Origin of the sequence: Citrobacter youngae (assembly GCF_003818115.1) — a bacterium.
Classification (GTDB): Bacteria; Pseudomonadota; Gammaproteobacteria; order Enterobacterales; family Enterobacteriaceae; genus Citrobacter; species Citrobacter youngae.
On record NZ_RPOI01000024.1, the window covers coordinates 52,631 to 71,817 of the forward strand.

Annotated in this window: 13 protein-coding genes and 1 pseudogene; 7 read left to right on the top strand and 7 right to left on the bottom strand. The window is 54.0% G+C overall.

Going from position 1 to position 19,187, the window contains the following annotated elements; all coding sequences use genetic code 11:
* The first annotated feature begins 11 nt into the window (after positions 1-11).
* Positions 12-248: a [Fe-S]-dependent transcriptional repressor FeoC gene (gene feoC, locus EHN13_RS19880; protein ID WP_003023516.1), complete on the top strand. Its 237-nt coding sequence runs from the start codon at positions 12-14 to the stop codon at positions 246-248.
* A gap of 161 nt (positions 249-409) precedes the next feature.
* Positions 410-1,165 (top strand): annotated as a pseudogene (locus tag EHN13_RS19885) (Rpn family recombination-promoting nuclease/putative transposase); the annotation flags it as partial.
* Between the two features lie 43 nt (positions 1,166-1,208).
* Here EHN13_RS19885 and bioH read toward each other — a convergent pair.
* Complete coding sequence (bioH, locus tag EHN13_RS19890) at positions 1,209-1,979, bottom strand: pimeloyl-ACP methyl ester esterase BioH (protein ID WP_101742599.1); 771 nt, start codon at positions 1,977-1,979, stop codon at positions 1,209-1,211.
* Between the two features lie 37 nt (positions 1,980-2,016).
* Between bioH and gntX the strand changes: the two genes are divergently transcribed.
* The 3 genes from gntX to gntT all read left to right on the top strand — a co-directional run bounded on the left by gntX (position 2,017) and on the right by gntT (position 5,019).
* Positions 2,017-2,700 carry a DNA utilization protein GntX gene (gntX, locus tag EHN13_RS19895; protein ID WP_124021957.1) on the top strand — a complete coding sequence of 228 codons (684 nt, stop codon included), beginning with the start codon at positions 2,017-2,019 and terminating at the stop codon, positions 2,698-2,700.
* A gap of 58 nt (positions 2,701-2,758) precedes the next feature.
* Complete coding sequence (nfuA, locus tag EHN13_RS19900; protein WP_003023509.1) at positions 2,759-3,334, top strand: Fe-S biogenesis protein NfuA; 576 nt, start codon at positions 2,759-2,761, stop codon at positions 3,332-3,334.
* Positions 3,335-3,702: 368 nt separating this feature from the next.
* Complete coding sequence (gene gntT, locus EHN13_RS19905; protein WP_032950402.1) at positions 3,703-5,019, top strand: gluconate transporter; 1,317 nt, start codon at positions 3,703-3,705, stop codon at positions 5,017-5,019.
* Positions 5,020-5,064: 45 nt separating this feature from the next.
* On the opposite strand, the gene malQ is transcribed toward gntT, so the two are convergent.
* A complete protein-coding gene (gene malQ / locus EHN13_RS19910; protein ID WP_124021958.1) occupies positions 5,065-7,152 on the bottom strand; it encodes a 4-alpha-glucanotransferase in 2,088 nt (695 codons plus the stop codon).
* 9 nt (positions 7,153-7,161) lie between these two features.
* Positions 7,162-9,555, bottom strand: a complete 2,394-nt coding sequence (gene malP / locus EHN13_RS19915; RefSeq protein ID WP_124021959.1) for a maltodextrin phosphorylase — start codon at positions 9,553-9,555, stop codon at positions 7,162-7,164.
* Positions 9,556-10,182: 627 nt separating this feature from the next.
* Here malP and malT point away from each other — a divergent pair.
* A complete protein-coding gene (malT, locus tag EHN13_RS19920) occupies positions 10,183-12,888 on the top strand; it encodes an HTH-type transcriptional regulator MalT (RefSeq protein WP_048213563.1) in 2,706 nt (901 codons plus the stop codon).
* Between the two features lie 41 nt (positions 12,889-12,929).
* Here the strand turns inward: malT and EHN13_RS19925 are convergent, their stop codons facing one another.
* From EHN13_RS19925 to glpE, 3 genes are all read right to left on the bottom strand, one after another.
* Complete coding sequence (locus EHN13_RS19925; protein WP_003023499.1) at positions 12,930-13,688, bottom strand: DeoR/GlpR family transcriptional regulator; 759 nt, start codon at positions 13,686-13,688, stop codon at positions 12,930-12,932.
* Between the two features lie 15 nt (positions 13,689-13,703).
* Positions 13,704-14,534: a rhomboid family intramembrane serine protease GlpG gene (glpG, locus tag EHN13_RS19930; protein WP_048213800.1), complete on the bottom strand. Its 831-nt coding sequence runs from the start codon at positions 14,532-14,534 to the stop codon at positions 13,704-13,706.
* A 75-nt stretch (positions 14,535-14,609) separates the two neighbouring features.
* A complete protein-coding gene (gene glpE, locus EHN13_RS19935; RefSeq protein ID WP_048213564.1) occupies positions 14,610-14,936 on the bottom strand; it encodes a thiosulfate sulfurtransferase GlpE in 327 nt (108 codons plus the stop codon).
* Positions 14,937-15,133: 197 nt separating this feature from the next.
* Here glpE and glpD point away from each other — a divergent pair, with 197 nt between their 5' ends.
* Positions 15,134-16,642, top strand: a complete 1,509-nt coding sequence (gene glpD / locus EHN13_RS19940; protein ID WP_048213565.1) for a glycerol-3-phosphate dehydrogenase — start codon at positions 15,134-15,136, stop codon at positions 16,640-16,642.
* Positions 16,643-16,732: 90 nt separating this feature from the next.
* Here the strand turns inward: glpD and glgP are convergent, their stop codons facing one another.
* Positions 16,733-19,180, bottom strand: coding sequence for a glycogen phosphorylase (gene glgP / locus EHN13_RS19945; RefSeq protein WP_124021960.1), 2,448 nt, complete (start codon positions 19,178-19,180; stop codon positions 16,733-16,735).
* Positions 19,181-19,187 lie beyond the last annotated feature (7 nt).

The following is a 19,187-nucleotide window of genomic DNA, read 5'->3' on the forward strand; positions in this document are numbered from 1 at the left end:
GGTTATCGACAATGGCATCACTTATTCAGGTTCGTGATTTATTGGCTTTGCGGGGGCGCATGGAGGCGACACAAATTAGCCACACACTGCACACCCCGCAGCCGATGATTGACGCCATGCTGAATCAGTTAGAAAAGATGGGCAAAGCGGTGCGGATTCAGGAAGATGCCGATGGGTGTCTTTCCGGAAGCTGCAAAAGTTGCCCGGAAGGTAAAGCCTGCCTGCGCGAATGGTGGGCTTTACGCTAATCAGATGCTCTTTGCCGGATGGCGCTACGCTTATCCGGCCTACAAATGGTGCAAACGTCCAGGCCGGATAATTCGTTTATGCAGATATCCGGCTTTTTTGCGTAATGGATTCCACATAGATTTCATTATTTCAGCAAAAAAGATCTATCCTCCAGCCAGCTACCCGCGAAGGTGATGGTTACATTTACACCATTATTGAACATCAAAGCAGCGCCGATGCTCACATGGCATTTCGGCTAATGCGTTATGCTATTGCGGTAATGCATCGTCATTTGGCTGCAGGCCACAAGAAACTCCCGCTGGTGATACCCATGCTTTTTTATCATGGTTCAGCAAGCCCATACCCCTATTCACTTTGTTGGCTGGACGAGTTTGATGACCCGGAGTCCGCCAGACAACTTTATAGCACCGCGTTTCCACTGATCGATATCACCGTTGTACCCGATGACGAGATTATGCAGCACCGCCGGATGGCGCTGCTGGAGCTCATCCAAAAACATATACGTAAACGCGATTTGATGGGGTTAGTAGAAAAACTCGCCATCCTGCTTGTTAAAGGACACGCTAATGACAACCAGTTGAAAGCCCTGTTTAATTACCTGATGCAGGCCGGGGACACCGCGCGTTTTAGCGAATTTATTCACCAGGTCGCCGAACGTTTACCTCAACACAAGGAAAAGTTGATGACTATTGCCGAAAGATTACGTCAGGAAGGGCACCTTAATGGTCTTCAGGAAGGTCACAGGAAAGGGTTACGAGAGGGATTACAAGAGGGGTTACGAGAGGGTTTGCAACAAGGCAAACGTGAGGAAGCTCTGCGCATTGCAACAACCATGCAGGTTGATGGCATAGACCCGCTGACTATCTGCAGAATCACCGGCCTGACTGCTGAGGATCTGGCTACGTGCAGCCATTAATCCCCAGCCCGGCAGCATGATTCTACCGGGCAAAACAGCGGATTTATAGCCGCTGTTTTAACGCCACCAGCGCTGAGCAGAACTCCGCCGGATGCGAGATAAACGGCGCATGCGCCGCCTTAGCAAACACCAAAGACTCGCTCTGCGGCCAGAGGGCATCGAGCATTGGGACGACTTTGCGCGGAACCAGCCCGTCAAGATAGCCGTACAACCGCAGGAAAGGCATTTCCACCGAGCACAACGGCTCACGCAAATCGACCGTTTTCAGGATCTCCAGCCCGCCATTAAGTACCTCGACGTCCGGCATGGGTAATGCCAACACCGTTTTCTTCAGCGCTCGCGCATCCTGACGTGCGGTTTCCGTGCCCATCGTTTGCAACGCCAGAAAACGCTCCACTGTACGCTGGAAATCTTCGCTCAGCTGCTGCTGGAAGCCTGCCAGCACTTCTGGCTTGATGCCTGGCCACTCCTCGCGCGCGCTAAAGCAAGGGGAAGAGGCCACGGTCACCAGCGCCTGAACACGCTCAGGATGGGTTAACGCCACCTGGCTTGCAACCAGCCCGCCCAGGCTCCAGCCGAGCCAAATGGCTTTCTCCGGTGCCTGTTTTAATACTCGCTCAGCCATCTCTTCCAGCGACATCGCGCCGAAACCCTGGCTGCGGCCAAATCCCGGTAAGTCGACAAGATGCAGCGTGAAATGCGAGCTCAGTTCCTCGCTTATGCAATGCCACACCTCTGCATTCAGTCCCCATCCGTGCAGCAGCACAAGATGGCAATTTCCCGAACCCTGGGTCTGCCACCAGATGTCATTCATCAGTTACTGTTCTCTTTTAGCTAACAAGGATGTCTCTATGCTAACAGTACCAGGATTATGCTGGCTATGCCGAATGCCGCTGAGGTTGGGGCATTGGGGAATTTGCTCTGTCTGCACACGGGCAGTACGCCAGCATGACAGCCTGTGCCCACAGTGCGGGCTACCGGCCATTTACACCTCGCTTCCCTGTGGTCGTTGCCTACAAAAACCGCCGCCGTGGCAGCGGCTGGTCACCGTCAGCGACTATGTTCCGCCGTTGAGCGGGCTTATCCACCAGCTCAAGTTTTCGCGACGCAGCGAAACAGCCTCCGCTCTTTCGCGTTTGCTGTTGCTGGAGGTACTACAGGCCCGGCGCGTCAGCGCTCTTCCTCTGCCGGACAGGCTCGTCAGCGTCCCGCTCTGGCAGCGACGGCACTGGCGCAGGGGGTTTAATCAGAGCGAATTACTGTGTCGCCCACTGGCGCGCTGGCTGGGCTGCGACTGGGACAGCCGGACCATATCGCGGGTTCGGGCAACCGCCACGCAGCACCATCTCAGCGCCCGATTGCGTAAACGTAACCTGAAAAACGCCTTTCGCCTTGAATTGCCGGTGCAGGGACTCCATATGGTTATTGTGGATGATGTCGTCACTACCGGAAGTACCGTCGCGGAAATCGCGCAGCTGCTTTTACGCAACGGCGCGGCGACTGTCCAGGTATGGTGCCTGTGTCGAACCTTGTAGAGCCTCGATGATGGGCGTATTATAACCAAGTAAAATAGTCAACTATTAGGCCATTACTATGATCCATATTTCCGATGCTGCACAAGCGCACTTTGCCAAACTGCTGGCAAATCAGGAAGAAGGGACACAAATCCGCGTATTTGTGATTAATCCCGGCACGCCTAACGCTGAATGCGGCGTTTCTTATTGTCCGCCGGACGCCGTGGAAGCAACCGACACCGCCATTAAATTTGACCTGCTGACCGCATATGTTGATGAACTGAGCGCACCGTATCTGGAAGATGCAGAAATCGATTTCGTTACCGACCAGTTAGGCTCCCAGCTGACCCTGAAAGCGCCAAACGCCAAAATGCGTAAAGTTGCCGATGATGCACCGCTGATGGAACGCGTGGAGTACATGCTGCAATCGCAGATCAACCCGCAGCTGGCAGGCCACGGTGGTCGCGTCTCTCTGATGGAAATCACCGATGAAGGCTACGCCATTCTGCAGTTTGGCGGCGGCTGTAACGGCTGTTCAATGGTCGATGTGACGCTGAAAGAAGGTATCGAGAAGCAGCTGCTGGCTGAATTCCCGGAACTGAAAGGCGTTCGCGATTTAACCGAACACCAGCGTGGCGAGCACTCTTACTACTAGCGACCAGACTTGTAGGCCCGGTAAGACGCATCCGCGTCGCCATCGGGCATTGATGCCGGATAGCAGCGTAAACGCTTTATCCGGCCTACGCCCTTACATTTCTCTGCACGTACCCTGCAACAATCCCCCTCATAATTTGACCAGCCTCTCATAATTTAAATTTTGCCTGTCCAGGTGATTCTCAAGCGCAGTATGTTACCCGTATCATTCGTATCAGCACCCAAGACGCACATAACAGCCAGCGAAACTGATTAGTTTTACGGGCAATCAGCATTGGTGCTGTGAATACGCTGTTCCCGGTCGGGACAATCTGAATTTGTCATCTAAACACTGACGTTACCCATAACAAAGTAAAGGCCAGGTAAATCATGCCATTAGTCATCGTTGCTATCGGTGTAATCTTGTTACTCCTCCTGATGATCCGTTTCAAAATGAACGGTTTCATCGCTCTCGTCCTGGTGGCGCTTGCTGTCGGATTGATGCAAGGGATGCCACTGGATAAAGTCATTGGTTCGATTAAAGCCGGTGTCGGCGGAACCCTTGGCAGCCTCGCCCTGATTATGGGTTTTGGCGCCATGCTGGGCAAAATGCTGGCGGACTGCGGCGGCGCACAGCGCATCGCAACCACCCTGATTGCTAAATTCGGCAAAAAACATATTCAGTGGGCGGTAGTATTAACCGGCTTCACCGTTGGTTTTGCCCTGTTCTACGAAGTTGGTTTCGTACTGATGCTGCCGCTGGTGTTCACCATTGCCGCTGCTGCCAATATCCCGCTGCTGTACGTTGGCGTGCCGATGGCTGCCGCGCTGTCCGTAACGCACGGCTTCCTGCCGCCGCACCCGGGTCCGACTGCTATCGCCACTATTTTCCATGCAGATATGGGTAAAACCCTGCTGTTTGGTACGATTCTGGCAATCCCGACCGTTATTCTCGCCGGTCCTGTTTACGCACGTTTCCTGAAAGGTATCGATAAGCCGATCCCGGAAGGTCTGTACAGCGCGAAAACCTTCACTGAAGAAGAGATGCCAGGCTTTGGCGTCAGCGTCTGGACCTCTCTGGTCCCGGTGATCCTGATGGCGATGCGCGCCGTGGCAGAGATGATCCTGCCGAAAGGACATGCTTTCCTGACTGTTGCAGAATTCCTCGGTGACCCGGTTATGGCAACGCTTATCGCGGTGCTGATTGCTATGTTCACGTTTGGTCTGAACCGTGGACGTTCGATGGATCAGATTAACGACACGCTGGTGTCCTCAATCAAAATCATCGCGATGATGCTGTTGATTATCGGTGGTGGCGGTGCCTTCAAACAGGTCCTGGTTGATAGCGGCGTGGACAAATACATCGCTTCAATGATGCATGGCTCTAACGTGTCTCCACTGCTGATGGCATGGTCTATTGCGGCGGTCCTGCGTATCGCACTGGGTTCAGCAACCGTTGCGGCAATCACCGCTGGCGGGATTGTGGCACCACTAATTGCAACGACCGGCGTAAGCCCTGAGCTAATGGTTATTGCAGTCGGTTCCGGTTCTGTCATTTTCTCCCACGTGAACGATCCTGGCTTCTGGCTGTTCAAGGAGTACTTCAACCTGACTATCGGTGAAACCATCAAGTCATGGTCAATGCTGGAAACCATTATTTCAGTATGCGGCCTGGTAGGGTGCCTGCTGTTAAATATGGCAATCTGATGTAAAAAAGCCGGGTGGCGCTAGCGCCTACCCGGCTTAATTTCTTTACTTCTTCTTCGCCGCGGCTTTTCGCCGCTTATCCAAATCCTTAATCAGCTTGTTCACGCCCTCATCGGCAAACATCTGCTCCAGCGTGGCGGTGAGCTTACGCCGCCAGTTTTTGTACTGGTCGCTGGTCCCCGGAATGTTGACCGGTTCAGCCATATCCAGCCAGTCTTCCGGTTGCAGGCCCAGCAACGCGCTGTTGCTGTCAGCGATGTAGCGTTGCATGCCGCGATTAAGAATCGGCGTCATCGACATCAGTGACGCCTTGTGACCAGCACGTTTTGGCAGGCAGCCGTATTTGTGCAGCGCGTCCAACAGCCCCTGTTTCGCCAGCTCCCGATCCTGATACAACCCCCGCAGCACGACTTCATCCGGGTACAGGCCCAGCGCCTTACCCAACGTCAAATCGCCGCTATCCCAATAACCTTTAAGCGTAGGAAGGTCATGCGTCGCCGCGACTGCCATTGATTGTTCCGGGTACGCTTTCGGCGCACGGAAGTTTTTCTCATGGTCATTCTCGAAATAAAGCACTTTGTAGGAGTACACGCCGCTGTCGCGCAGCTTGCTGACGATCTCCACGGGAACGGTACCCAGATCCTCACCAATTACCATGCAGTGGTGACGTTTACTTTCCAGCGCCAGAATTGAAAGCAGATCGTCGACCGGATAGTGCACGTAAGCGCCGTGATCGGCAGTTTCACCGTAGGGGAACCACCACAGACGCAGCATCGACATAACATGGTCGATACGCAGCGCGCCGCAGTTCTGCATATTGGCGCGCAGCAGTTCGATAAACGGTTCGTAGGCGCGTGCCGTAATGATGTGCGGATCCATCGGCGGCAGCCCCCAGTTTTGCCCAAGCGGCCCAAGAATATCCGGCGGCGCGCCAACTGAGGCTTTCAGACAATACAGTTCACGGTCACACCAGGTCTCTGACCCACCTTCTGCCACACCAACCGCCAGGTCGCGATACAGTCCAATCGGCATCGCAAAACTCTGGCTGGTTTTCCAGCAGTCAGCAAACTGGGTATACGCCAGCCACTGTAACCACAGGTAGAAATCCACATCGTCACGATGTTCTTCGCAAAAGCGTTTTACCTCTGGCGAGTCCACTGACTGGAAAGCTTCCGGCCACACCGGCCATCCCCAGCGCAATGCGTCCTCTTTCACCTGATGCGCATGCAGCGCATCAAAGGCTGCCTGCCAGTAGAGGCTAACTCCTTCCTGAGCCACAAACTGGCGAAATGCCGCCATCTGCTCATCGTCACGTGCAGAGAAATTTTTCCACGCCATGCGCAGCGCCGTCATCTTCAGTGCGGTAACAGCAGAATAATCAACCCACTCACTATCGCGCGCACGTTGCAGGGTTTGCTGAGTTGTGGGCTTCAGCCACCAGCTTTGCGCCTCTTTGCTCAGATGAAAATCTTCCACTGCGTTGACGTCGATATATATGACGTTCAACCAGCGACGTGATGACGGGCTGTACGGGCTGGCGCTTTCCGGGTTCGCCGGATACAGCGCGTGAATAGGATTAAGCCCGATAAACGCGCCGCCGCGTTGCGCCACATCTACCAGCATGGCGCGGAGATCGCCAAAGTCGCCAATCCCCCAGTTTTTCTCTGAACGCAGGGTGTAGAGCTGAACGCATGCGCCCCACAGTTTTTGCCCCTCCAGCAGCGCCTGCGGTTCATAGCAGCGCTTTGGCGCCACAATGACACGACAGTGGGTGCGCAGCTCGCCCTGCGTCAATGTCAGCGTGTGATAGCCCTCCGACAGTTTCGTCGGAAGGTGAAAAGATTTGCCGCCGATGGCATGCCCTTTGTGCTGTACGCCATCTTCAGTGGTCAGCAGCCAGCTAAACTCTCCGCTTCCCTCAACCGCCAGCGACATTTTCTTACCGGCGGTATAAACCATGACATTCGGCACCGGAGTTACCGCCACCTGAGTGGCAGCGGTGGTGCGATGCATGGCGTCAAGCAAACGCCGCTTGGTTTCGGCGCCAATAGACTGCGGTTTGCCGTGAGCGTTAATGTAATTGGGGCTGATCCCCGCCGCCAGCGCGGCATTATCCAGACGTTTGCTTTCCATCGCGATTCCTTAGCGTTTCGCCTGCCAGATACGCGCCTGATAATCGCGGATGGAGCGGTCTGAACTGAACATGCCGCAACGGGCAGTATTCAGAATCGCTGCCCGGGTCCAGGCTTCCTGGTCACGATACAACACGTCAACCTGCTTCTGCGCTTCAACGTAAGCCGCAAAGTCCGCCATCACCAGATACGGGTCGCCGCCCTGCTTGCCGATACTGTGCAGCATCTGGTCAAAGGCATGCTTGTCTCCGTCGCTGTATTTCCCGCTTTCCAGCTCTTTTAGGACAGCATCCAGCACTTTGTCTTTTTTACGCCATTTCACCGGGTCGTAGCCTTTGGCTTTGAGCACCTTCACCTCTTCCACGGTATGACCAAAGATAAAGATATTCTCGTCGCCCACTTTTTCGGCGATTTCGACGTTTGCGCCATCCAGCGTACCGACGGTTAACGCACCGTTCAGCGCCAGCTTCATGTTACCGGTGCCGGAAGCCTCTTTCCCTGCGGTTGAAATCTGCTCAGAGATATCTGCCGCCGGGATCAGCATTTCCGCCGCCGAGACGCAGTAATCCGGCAGGAACACGACCTTCAGCTTGTCGCCAACTTTCGGGTCGTTATTGATAGTTTGTGCAACCTGGTTGATGGCGAAGATGATATTTTTCGCCAGGTAGTAACCTGGAGCCGCTTTCGCACCAAACAGGAATACGCGCGGCACACGATCTGCCTGCGGGTTCTCACGGATTTCTTTGTACAACGCCAGAATATGCAGCAGGTTGAGGTGCTGACGCTTGTACTCATGCAGACGTTTAATCTGAATATCAAAGATAGCGTTAGTCGTTATTTCAATACCGGTACGCGCTTTAATAAACTTCACCAGGCGCTCTTTGTTCGCCAGCTTGATGTCACGATACTGCTGACGGAACTTCGCGTCGTCAGCGTATTTTTCCAGATTAATCAGCTGGTCGAGATCGTTGGCCCACTCTTTTTTCAGCGATTTATCCAGCAGCGCAGCCAGCGCCGGGTTGCACTGCTTAATCCAGCGACGTGGGGTAATCCCATTGGTGACGTTGTGGAATTTGTTCGGCCACAGTTGGTGATATTCCGGGAACAGATCTTTCACCACCAGATCGGAGTGCAGCGCCGCCACACCATTAACCGCAAAGCCGCTGACCACGCACATGTTGGCCATGCGCACCTGTTTGTTGTGCACCACCGCCAGCTTCGCCCAGACTTCAGCATCACCCGGCCAGGTTTTATCGACCAGCGTCTTAAAGCGGTCGTTAATCTCTTTGATGATTTGCATATGGCGCGGTAATAGCGCTTTCACCAGCTTCTCATCCCAGCACTCCAGCGCCTCTGGCATCAAAGTGTGGTTGGTATACGCAAACGTCTTGCTGGTGATCGTCCACGCATCGTCCCAGCTCATCTGGTGCTTATCGATCAGCACGCGCAGCAGTTCAGGGATCGCAATAGTCGGGTGGGTGTCGTTCAGTTGAATAACTTCGTAGTCGGCCAGTTCGTGCAGTTTACGTCCCGCCAGATGATGGCGGCGCAGAATATCGGCTACGGAGCAGGCGCACTGGAAGTACTGCTGCATCAGGCGCAGCTTTTTACCCGCCGTGTGGTTGTCGTTCGGGTACAGCACTTTGGTCAGTTTTTCAGCGTCGATACCCTGCTGCTCGGCGCGCAGGAAATCACCGTCGTTAAATTTGGTCAGGTTAAACGGATGCGCATGGCTGGCCTGCCACAGACGCAGCGGCTGCGCCACGCCGTTGCGGTAGCCGAGAACCGGTAGATCCCAGGCCTGACCGGTGATGATGAATCCCGGCTCCCAGTGGCCTTGTTTGCTGACCTTGCCGCCAATCCCTACCTGCACATCCAGCGCTTCGTTGTGGCGGAACCACGGGTAGCTGCCGCGATGCCAGTCATCCGGAGCTTCCATCTGTTGCCCATCAGCAAATGACTGACGGAATAAGCCGTACTGATAGTTGAGGCCATAGCCCGTCGCCGACTGGTCAACCGTTGCCATCGAGTCGAGGAAACACGCAGCCAGACGGCCCAGCCCCCCGTTCCCCAACGCCGGATCGGTTTCTTCTTCCAGCAAGTCGGTCAGGTTAATGTCGTGTGCTTTCAGCTCGTCGCTCACCGCCTGATACCAGCCCAGGTTGAGCAAGTTGTTCCCCGTCAGACGGCCAATCAAAAACTCCATTGAGATATAGTTAACATGGCGCTGATTTTTTGCCGGTTTCACCGCAGGCTGGGCGCTGAGTAACTCAGCCAACGCCCCACTCACGGCCTGCCACCACTGGCGCGACGTCATTTCGTGAGCCGACGATAAACCGAAGCGCTGCCACTGACGCGTCAGGGCAGCCTGAAATTGATCTTTGTTGAAAGTAGGCTGTGACATAGGGATTCCAGGTCCTTAGGTAATAAACAACGTTATCGCTAGTTTGCCAGGCTCGTTGTTGACCTTCCTCATCCTGCCAGGGATTAGGTAGGGAGGAGGAGCGGGGATGAGCGTTAAAATGTGATCGCCGCCACTTTACGAGGGGTATTATGGCTGATAAATACGCAGGCTCTGCGCATACCCCTGAAATGCATCGCGGTTTTCGCATTAATCAAAAGGGATTATCCAGACAATATCAAACAGGAAGATGACATTTAGAAAAAATATGTAAACGGAGAAATAGTTTCTAACCTGAAATACACATTCTGCTTGAGATATTTCACATGAAAGTTTTAAGTCGAGCACAAAATTCATCGACTTTTATTCATCACCACAGTAACCATATAAAAGAAGAGGAGTTATTCCGCCCCGTAAAAATAACGCTGGATCCAGTCACCATGCCTGTTGCGACTCTTTAAAACAATTATTGCAATAGATGTATAGATTTGTGACATAGTGCAAAATCAGACACACAAAAAGTCCGCTTAGCTTGCAATAAATCCCGTTCTGGCCGACCTTATATCTATTAATTACGAAGCGCAAAAAAAATCGTTTTCCCCCATATTCACACAGTGAAGTGACTAACTTATGTTGATTCCGTCTAAATTAAGTCGTCCGGTTCGACTCGACCATACGGTGGTTCGTGAGCGCCTGTTGGCTAAACTTTCCGGCGCGAACAATTTCAGGCTTGCCCTGATAACAAGTCCTGCTGGTTATGGAAAAACAACGCTTGTTTCACAATGGGCGGCGGGGAAGAACGAATTAGGCTGGTATTCCCTGGATGAAGGCGATAACCAGCAAGAGCGCTTCGCCAGCTATTTGATTGCGGCAATCCAACAGGCGACCGGTGGGCACTGCACCACCAGCGAAGCCATGGTGCAAAAACGCCAGTATGCCAGCCTGACTTCACTGTTTGCCCAGTTGTTCATTGAACTGGCAGAGTGGCATCGTCCACTCTATCTGGTCGTGGATGATTATCATCTGATCTCCAATCCAGCCATCCACGAAGCGATGCGTTTTTTCCTGCGCCATCAGCCGGAGAATCTGACGTTAGTCGTGCTGTCGCGAAACCTACCGCAACTGGGCATTGCCAACCTGCGCGTACGCGATCAACTGCTGGAAATCGGCAGTCAGCAGTTGGCGTTTAACCACCAGGAAGCCAAACAATTCTTTGACCGTCGCCTGTCCTCCCCGATTGAGGCTGCGGAAAGTAGCCGCATGTGCGATGACGTTGCAGGCTGGGCCACGGCGTTACAGCTGATCGCCTTATCTGCCCGTCAGAACAACCATTCCGCCCACCAGTCGGCACGACGTCTGGCCGGTATCAACGCCAGCCATTTATCCGATTATCTGGTCGATGAAGTCCTGGACAGCGTCGATATCGGAACCCGCCATTTCCTGCTAAAAAGCGCCATCCTGCGCTCGATGAACGATGCGCTGATTGTTCGGGTCACGGGCGAAGAAAACGGCCAAATGCGGCTGGAGGAAATTGAGCGCCAGGGATTATTCCTGCAGCGGATGGATGATGTCGGCGAATGGTTTAGCTATCACCCGCTATTTGGCAGCTTTTTACGCCAGCGTTGCCAGTGGGAGTTAGCTACCGAACTTCCCGAAATACACCGCGCCGCCGCTGAAAGCTGGATGGCGCAAGGTTTTCCGACCGAAGCCATCCACCACGCGCTGGCGGCAGGCGACGCCCATATGCTGCGCGACATTCTGCTCAATCATGCGTGGGGGCTGTTTAACCACAGCGAACTGGCATTACTTGAAGAATCATTGAAAGCTCTGCCGTGGGAAAGCCTGCTGGAAAATCCGCGTCTGGTTCTGCTGCAAGCCTGGCTGATGCAAAGCCAGCACCGCTACGGCGAGGTGAATACCCTGCTGGCGCGCGCTGAGCAGGAAATGAAAGGCGATATGGAACAGACGCTACATGCTGAATTTAACGCCCTGCGAGCGCAGGTCGCGATTAACGACGGAAATCCTGATGAAGCCGAGCGTCTGGCGAAACTGGCGCTGGATGAATTACCCATCGCCTGGTTCTATAGCCGAATTGTCGCCACCTCGGTACACGGCGAAGTTCTGCACTGTAAGGGCGACCTCACGCGTTCTCTGGCGTTGATGCAGCAAACCGAACAAATGGCGCGCCATCATGACGTCTGGCATTACGCCCTGTGGAGTCTTATTCAGCAAAGTGAAATCTTGTTTGCCCAGGGCTTTTTGCAGGCCGCCTGGGAAATCCAGGAAAAAGCGTTCCAACTGATCAAAGAGCAGCACCTCGAACAGCTGCCGATGCACGAGTTCCTGGTGCGCATTCGTGCGCAGCTCCTGTGGGCATGGGCGCGCCTGGACGAAGCGGAAGCGTCTGCTCGCTCGGGTATTGAACTACTTTCCACCTTCCAGCCGCAGCAGCAGCTACAGTGTCTGGCGCTGCAGGTTCAGTGTTCGCTGGCGCGTGGCGATCTGGACAACGCGCGTAGCCTGCTCAACCGTCTGGAAAACCTGCTGGGTAATGGCCACTATCACAGCGACTGGATCTCGAACGCTGATAAAGTCCGGGTGATTTACTGGCAAATGGTCGGCGACAAAAATTCAGCCGCCAACTGGCTGCGCCACACGCCGAAACCGGAATTCGCCAATAACCACTTCCTGCAAGGACAGTGGCGCAACATCGCCCGTGCGCAGATCCTGCTGGGCGAGTTTGAACCGGCTGAGATTGTGCTGGAAGAGTTGAATGAAAATGCGCGCAATCTGCGCCTGATGAGCGATCTGAACCGTAACCTGCTGCTGCTTAATCAATTGTACTGGCAGGCGGGGCGCAAAAATGACGCACAGCGGGTGTTGCTCGACGCCCTGCAACTGGCGAACCGCACCGGGTTCATCAGCCACTTTGTGATCGAAGGCGAGGCCATGGCGCAGCAGTTACGCCAGCTGATTCAGCTCAACACATTACCGGAACTTGAACAGCATCGTGCGCAGCGTATTTTGCGCGAGATTAACCAGCATCACCGCCACAAATTCGCCCACTTTGATGAAGGATTCGTTGAACGCCTGCTCACCCACCCGGACGTCCCGGAGCTGATCCGTACCAGCCCGCTGACCCAGCGTGAATGGCAGGTTCTCGGTCTGATTTATTCTGGCTACAGCAACGAGCAGATTGCCGGTGAGCTGGCTGTTGCCGCGACGACCATTAAGACGCACATCCGCAATTTGTACCAAAAGCTCGGCGTGGCGCACCGCCAGGATGCGGTGCAACATGCGCAGAAACTGCTGAAGATGATGGGGTATGGCGTTTAGTTAACGCCTGATGCGCTATGCGTATCAGGCCTGGAACCCGCTTAGCACAACTCTAACTGGATATGATGGTCAGCAATGACCTGCATCACGCCAGCAGGCGGTAGCGTGTCGGTATATACTGCATCCACCATGCTGATACTGCCCATGTTCACCATCGCATTACGCCCAAACTTCGAATGATCCACCACCAGCATCACATGACGTGAATTCTCAATAATGGCGCGTTTGGTGCGAACTTCGTGATAATCAAATTCCAGCAGCGAACCATCGCTGTCGATACCGCTTATCCCTAAGATGCCAAAGTCCAGACGGAACTGTGAAATAAAGTCGAGGGTCGCTTCGCCCATAATACCGCCGTCACGGCTACGCAGTTCGCCACCGGCCAGAATAATGCGGAAATCCTCTTTTGCCATCAGCGTATTCGCCACATTGAGGTTGTTGGTCACAATGCGCAGGTTGCTGTGATTAAGCAGCGCATGAGCGACCGCTTCCGGCGTGGTGCCGATATCAATAAACAGCGTGGAGCCATTCGGGATCTGCGTGGCGACTTTGCGGGCAATGCGCTCTTTTTCCGCCGTCTGCGTCGCTTTACGGTCATGCCATGGCGTGTTGACCGAGCTGGAGGGCAGCGCCGCGCCGCCGTGATGGCGCAAAATCATGTTCTGATCGGCCAGATCGTTGAGATCGCGGCGAATCGTCTGTGGGCTGACGGAGAAATGCTCCACCAGCTCCTCGGTGCTGACGTATCCCTGTTTTTTTACCAGTTCGATGATCGCGTCATGTCGTTGTGTTTGCTTCATTATGGTTCCCTGAAATTACGTTCGTTTTCGCACATGAATAGTATCAGCAAATGCCATTGCCAGACCGACGGCCAGCCCGGCGATATGCGCGCCGTTCGCCATCGACATGCCGAACAAATCAAACCAGCCGGCAACAATCCACATCAACGCAAAGATAATCAAACCACGCTGCAGGAAAATACCGCTCTGCGGATCGCGCTCGCCGCGCAACCACACGTAGCCCATCAGCGCATATACCACGCCAGACAATCCACCAAACCACGGGCCGCTAAATTTCTGCTGAACATAACCGCTCAACAGGGCGCTGATCACGGTAATAACAATCAGTTTTCCACTGCCCAGACGCTTTTCAACCGCACCGCCGAGATACCACCACCACAGCAGGTTGAACAGAATGTGCATCAGTGAGAAGTGCATAAACGCGTGGGTGAAATAACGCCAGAATTCAAATTTCAGCGTAGGATCAAACGGCCATGCCAGCCAGAGCATAACCGCCTGGTCACCCATCACATTCATTGCGATAAACACCAGCACACACGCGGCCATCACCGCCCAGGTCACCGGACCCGCACGTTCGCGCAACGTGGCAAGAAACGGATAGCGTTGATAGCGCAAACCGCTGTCGGTCTGCCCTGACTGCCAGCTTGCCGCCAGATAGCGCGGATCGCCCGGGTTCTCCAGAAATCGCGCCAGTTCAGCATGCACGCGCTCAGCCTGGGACTCATCCGCCAACCAGACATCCGTTTGCTGATGTTGTTGAATCGTCAGGATAACGCCCTGTGTCGCCATATAATCAACAAATGCCTGCGCCACGCGGGGGTTAGCAAAAGAGGTAATCATCAACATGGTTGCTGTCGCTTCATCCACACAAAAGAGGACAGTATATATATCCTGCCCGTTTCAGGCTGCATCTTTGTTAGCTTACGAACCGTATGCCACTTCTGCCGGAAAATGTCGATGCCAGGCATCGAAGCCGCCGTCAACGCTGTAAACCGCGTCATAACCCTGCTGCAGAAGATATTGCGCCGCGCCTTTACTGCTGTTGCCGTGATAACACATCACCAACACGGTGGTGTCGAAATCATGCTCACGCATAAATGACCCCAGCGTGTCGTTCGTCAGATGAAACGCCTGCGGGGCGTGCCCCATGGCATAGCTTTGCGGATCGCGGATATCCACTAACACCGCAGCTCCCTGATGCAGCTTCTGATGCGCTTCTTCGACATTAATACATTCAAACTGATCCATTGCTCTCTCTTCTTTATTAGCAGGTGACGCTTTTCGAACATGTTACTTCTTAGTGTACGTCCCGACGGCAGTTAAACACCATAATGTTATATGTATCACTGTAAATTGTTTATCCGATGTTACCAATGGCGCGATTCTTTGCTATTATGCTCGATAACGAACATTAATGAGCTATAACGAAAGTGCGAGAGGCCAGCATGGAAACCAAAGATCTGATTGTGATAGGTGGAGGCATCAACGGTGCCGGTATCGCGGCAGATGCCGCTGGACGCGGATTATCCGTACTGATGCTGGAAGCACAGGATTTAGCCTGCGCGACCTCCTCCGCCAGCTCCAAACTCATCCACGGTGGCCTGCGCTACCTGGAACACTACGAATTTCGTCTGGTGAGCGAAGCGCTGGCCGAACGTGAAGTGCTGTTGAAAATGGCACCACATATCGCCTTCCCAATGCGCTTTCGTCTGCCCCATCGCCCGCACCTGCGTCCGGCGTGGATGATCCGTATTGGTCTGTTTATGTACGATCATCTGGGCAAACGCACCAGTTTGCCAGGTTCTACCGGTTTGCGTTTTGGCGCGGATTCCGTAATGAAACCCGAGATTGTGCGCGGTTTCGAATATTCTGACTGCTGGGTAGACGATGCACGACTGGTTTTGGCAAATGCCCAAATGGTCGTACGCAAAGGCGGAGAAGTGTTAACCCGCACGCGCGCCACCTCCGCTCGCCGTGAAAACGGTTTGTGGATTGTTGAAGCCGAAGATATCGATACCGGCAAAAAGCACACCTGGCAGGCGCGCGGTCTGGTCAACGCCACCGGCCCGTGGGTGAAAGAGTTCTTCGACGACGGCATGCACCTGCCATCGCCGTACGGTATTCGCCTGATTAAAGGCAGCCACATCGTGGTGCCGCGCGTCCATACCCAGAAACAGGCTTACATCCTGCAAAACGAAGATAAACGTATTGTGTTTGTCATCCCATGGATGGACGAATTCTCGATCATCGGGACGACCGACGTCGAATACAAAGGCGACCCAAAAGCGGTGAAAATTGATGAGAGTGAAATCAATTACCTGCTGAAGGTCTACAACGCGCACTTTAAGAAACAGCTGGGCCGTGATGATATCGTCTGGACTTACTCAGGCGTGCGCCCGCTGTGCGACGACGAGTCCGACTCGCCGCAGGCTATCACCCGTGATTACACGCTGGATATCCATGATGAAAACGGCAAAGCGCCGCTGCTGTCGGTCTTTGGCGGCAAGCTGACGACCTACCGTAAGCTGGCTGAACATGCGATGGAAAAACTGGCGTCGTACTATCAGGGCATTGGGCCTGCATGGACCAAAGAGTGCATTCTGCCAGGCGGTGACATTGGCGGCGATCGCGAAGACTACGCGGCCAAACTGCGCCGTCGCTACCCGTTCCTGACCGAGTCGCTGGCGCGCCATTATTCTCGCACCTACGGCAGCAACACCGAATGGGTCATCGGCGAAGCCACCTCGCTTGCCGAGTTAGGTGAAGACTTTGGCCATGAGTTTTATGAGGCCGAGCTGAAATATCTGGTCGATCACGAATGGGTTCGTCGTGCGGAAGATGCGTTGTGGCGTCGCACGAAAGAAGGTATGTGGCTGAACGCTGAGCAGCAGTCACGCATGACCCAGTGGCTGGCTGAATACATTGAGAAGCACCAGCTGTCGCTGGCGTCCTGATAAAAATGCCGGATGGCGGCGACGCCTTATCCGGCCTACAAAAGTGCATAAACGTAGGCCGGGCAAGCGAAGCGCCCCCGGCCTCGTGTTTTACAACCGCACCGAATCAATATGCCAGATGTTTTCGGCGTACTCTTTGATCGTCCTGTCCGACGAGAAGTAGCCCATGTTGGCGATATTAATCATCGACTTGGTGGTCCACTCTTCCGGATGACGATACAGTTCATCAACCTTATCCTGGCAATCAACATAGCTGCGATAATCCGCCAGCACCTGATAGTGGTCGCCAAAGTTGATCAATGAGTCCACCAGGTCGCGATAGCGTCCCGGCTCCTCAGGACTAAATACGCCGCTGCCAATCTGCGTCAGCACCTGGTGCAGCTCTTCGTCTTTCTCATAATACTCACGCGGCTTGTAGCCCTGACTACGTAAGGCTTCAACCTCTTCCGCCGTATTACCAAAGATAAAGATATTTTCTGCGCCCACATGTTCCAGCATCTCGACGTTGGCACCATCCAGCGTACCGATGGTCAACGCGCCATTCAGCGCAAATTTCATGTTACTGGTCCCGGAGGCTTCGGTCCCGGCCAGTGAAATCTGCTCAGACAGATCGGCAGCAGGAATAATCACCTGCGCCAGGCTAACGCTGTAATTAGGGATAAACACCACTTTCAGTTTATCGCCAATTTGCGGATCGTTGTTGATCACTTTCGCGACGTCGTTGATCAGATGAATGATGTGCTTCGCCATGTAATAGGCCGAAGCCGCTTTACCGGCGAAGATATTCACACGCGGCACCCACTCAGCGTCAGGATCGGCCTTAATGCGGTTGTAGCGAGTGATCACATGCAGCACGTTCATCAACTGACGTTTGTATTCGTGAATACGCTTGATCTGCACATCAAACAGCGATTTCGGATTCACTACCACGTTAAGCTGCTGGGCAATGAGCGTGGCCAGACGTTTTTTGTTCTCCAGCTTCGCTCGGCGTACCGCCTGGTTCACCAACGGGAAATCACAGTGCTGTTCAAGCTCGCTCAACTGGCTGAGATCGGTACGCCAGGTGCGGCCAATATTCTCATCCAGCACCTCAGAGAGCGGCGGGTTAGCCAGCGCCAGCCAGCGACGCGGCGTCACGCCGTTGGTAACGTTGCAGAAGCGGGTCGGGAAGATCTTCGCAAAGTCAGCAAACAGCGACTGTACCATCAGGTTGGAGTGCAGTTCCGACACGCCGTTAACCTTGTGGCTCACCACCACCGCCAGCCATGCCATACGCACCCGGCGGCCGTTGGATTCATCGATGATCGACGTCCGCCCCAACAGACCCGTATCGCTCGGATACTGCTCCTGCAGCGTTTTCAGGAAGTAATCGTTAATCTCAAAGATGATTTGCAGGTGGCGCGGCAGAATTTTACCCAGCATATCCACCGGCCAGGTTTCCAGCGCCTCGCTCATCAGCGTATGGTTGGTATACGAGAAGACCTGACAGCACACCTCAAAGGCATCGTCCCAGCTAAACTTGTGCTCATCAATCAGCAGACGCATCAGCTCAGGGATCGACAGCACCGGATGGGTGTCATTGAGGTGAATAGCAATTTTGTCCGCCAGGTTGTCGTAGGTTTTGTGCAGTTGGTAATGACGACTCAGGATATCCTGCACCGTGGCGGAGACCAGGAAATACTCCTGACGCAAGCGCAGCTCGCGTCCCGAATAGGTGGAGTCATCCGGATACAGCACGCGGGAAACGTTCTCGGAGTGGTTTTTATCTTCCACCGCCGCAAAGTAATCGCCCTGATTGAATTTACCAAGGTTGATTTCGCTACTGGCCTGTGCATTCCACAGGCGCAGCGTGTTGGTGGCATCAGTGTCGTAACCGGGGATAATCTGGTCGTAGGCAACCGCGAGGATCTCTTCAGTTTCTATCCAGCGCGTTTTCTTGCCTTCCTGCTGAATACGCCCGCCAAAACGCACTTTGTAGCGCGTATTGTGGCGTTTGAACTCCCATGGGTTACCGTATTCCAGCCAGTAGTCCGGCGACTCTTTCTGTCGGCCATCAACAATGTTTTGCTTGAACATGCCGTAGTCATAGCGAATACCGTAGCCACGTCCCGGCAGTCCCAGCGTTGCCAGCGAGTCCAGGAAGCAGGCCGCCAGGCGCCCGAGGCCACCGTTGCCAAGACCCGGGTCGTTTTCTTCGTCGATCAGATCTTCAAGATCCAGCCCCATGCCTTCCAGCGCATTTTTGACATCGTCATAAATCCCCAACGATAACAGTGCATTGGAAAGCGTGCGGCCAATCAGGAACTCCATAGACAGGTAATAGACCTGACGAGTTTCCTGGGATAATTGCGCACGATTAGAACGCAGCCAGCGCTCCACGAGACGATCGCGCACCGCGAACAATGTGGCGTTCAGCCACTCATGTTTATTGGCAATGACCGGGTCTTTACCAATCGTGAACATCAGCTTGTAGGCAATAGAATGCTTAAGTGCCTCTACGCTGAGTGTGGGCGATGCATAAGTAAATGGAGCATTCATATAGGTG

Bases quoted from the DNA above. Each gene is read 5' to 3' on its own strand.
- bioH (WP_101742599.1), bottom strand. From the start codon at position 1,979: ATGAATGACATCTGGTGGCAGACCCAGGGTTCGGGAAATTGCCATCTT.
- feoC (WP_003023516.1), top strand. From the start codon at position 12: ATGGCATCACTTATTCAGGTTCGTGATTTATTGGCTTTGCGGGGGCGC.
- glpG (WP_048213800.1), bottom strand. From the start codon at position 14,534: ATGTTGATGATTACCTCTTTTGCTAACCCCCGCGTGGCGCAGGCATTT.
- EHN13_RS19925 (WP_003023499.1), bottom strand. From the start codon at position 13,688: ATGAAGCAAACACAACGACATGACGCGATCATCGAACTGGTAAAAAAA.
- gntX (WP_124021957.1), top strand. From the start codon at position 2,017: ATGCTAACAGTACCAGGATTATGCTGGCTATGCCGAATGCCGCTGAGG.
- nfuA (WP_003023509.1), top strand. From the start codon at position 2,759: ATGATCCATATTTCCGATGCTGCACAAGCGCACTTTGCCAAACTGCTG.
- gntT (WP_032950402.1), top strand. From the start codon at position 3,703: ATGCCATTAGTCATCGTTGCTATCGGTGTAATCTTGTTACTCCTCCTG.
- glpE (WP_048213564.1), bottom strand. From the start codon at position 14,936: ATGGATCAGTTTGAATGTATTAATGTCGAAGAAGCGCATCAGAAGCTG.
- glpD (WP_048213565.1), top strand. From the start codon at position 15,134: ATGGAAACCAAAGATCTGATTGTGATAGGTGGAGGCATCAACGGTGCC.
- malT (WP_048213563.1), top strand. From the start codon at position 10,183: ATGTTGATTCCGTCTAAATTAAGTCGTCCGGTTCGACTCGACCATACG.
- glgP (WP_124021960.1), bottom strand. From the start codon at position 19,180: ATGAATGCTCCATTTACTTATGCATCGCCCACACTCAGCGTAGAGGCA.
- malP (WP_124021959.1), bottom strand. From the start codon at position 9,555: ATGTCACAGCCTACTTTCAACAAAGATCAATTTCAGGCTGCCCTGACG.
- malQ (WP_124021958.1), bottom strand. From the start codon at position 7,152: ATGGAAAGCAAACGTCTGGATAATGCCGCGCTGGCGGCGGGGATCAGC.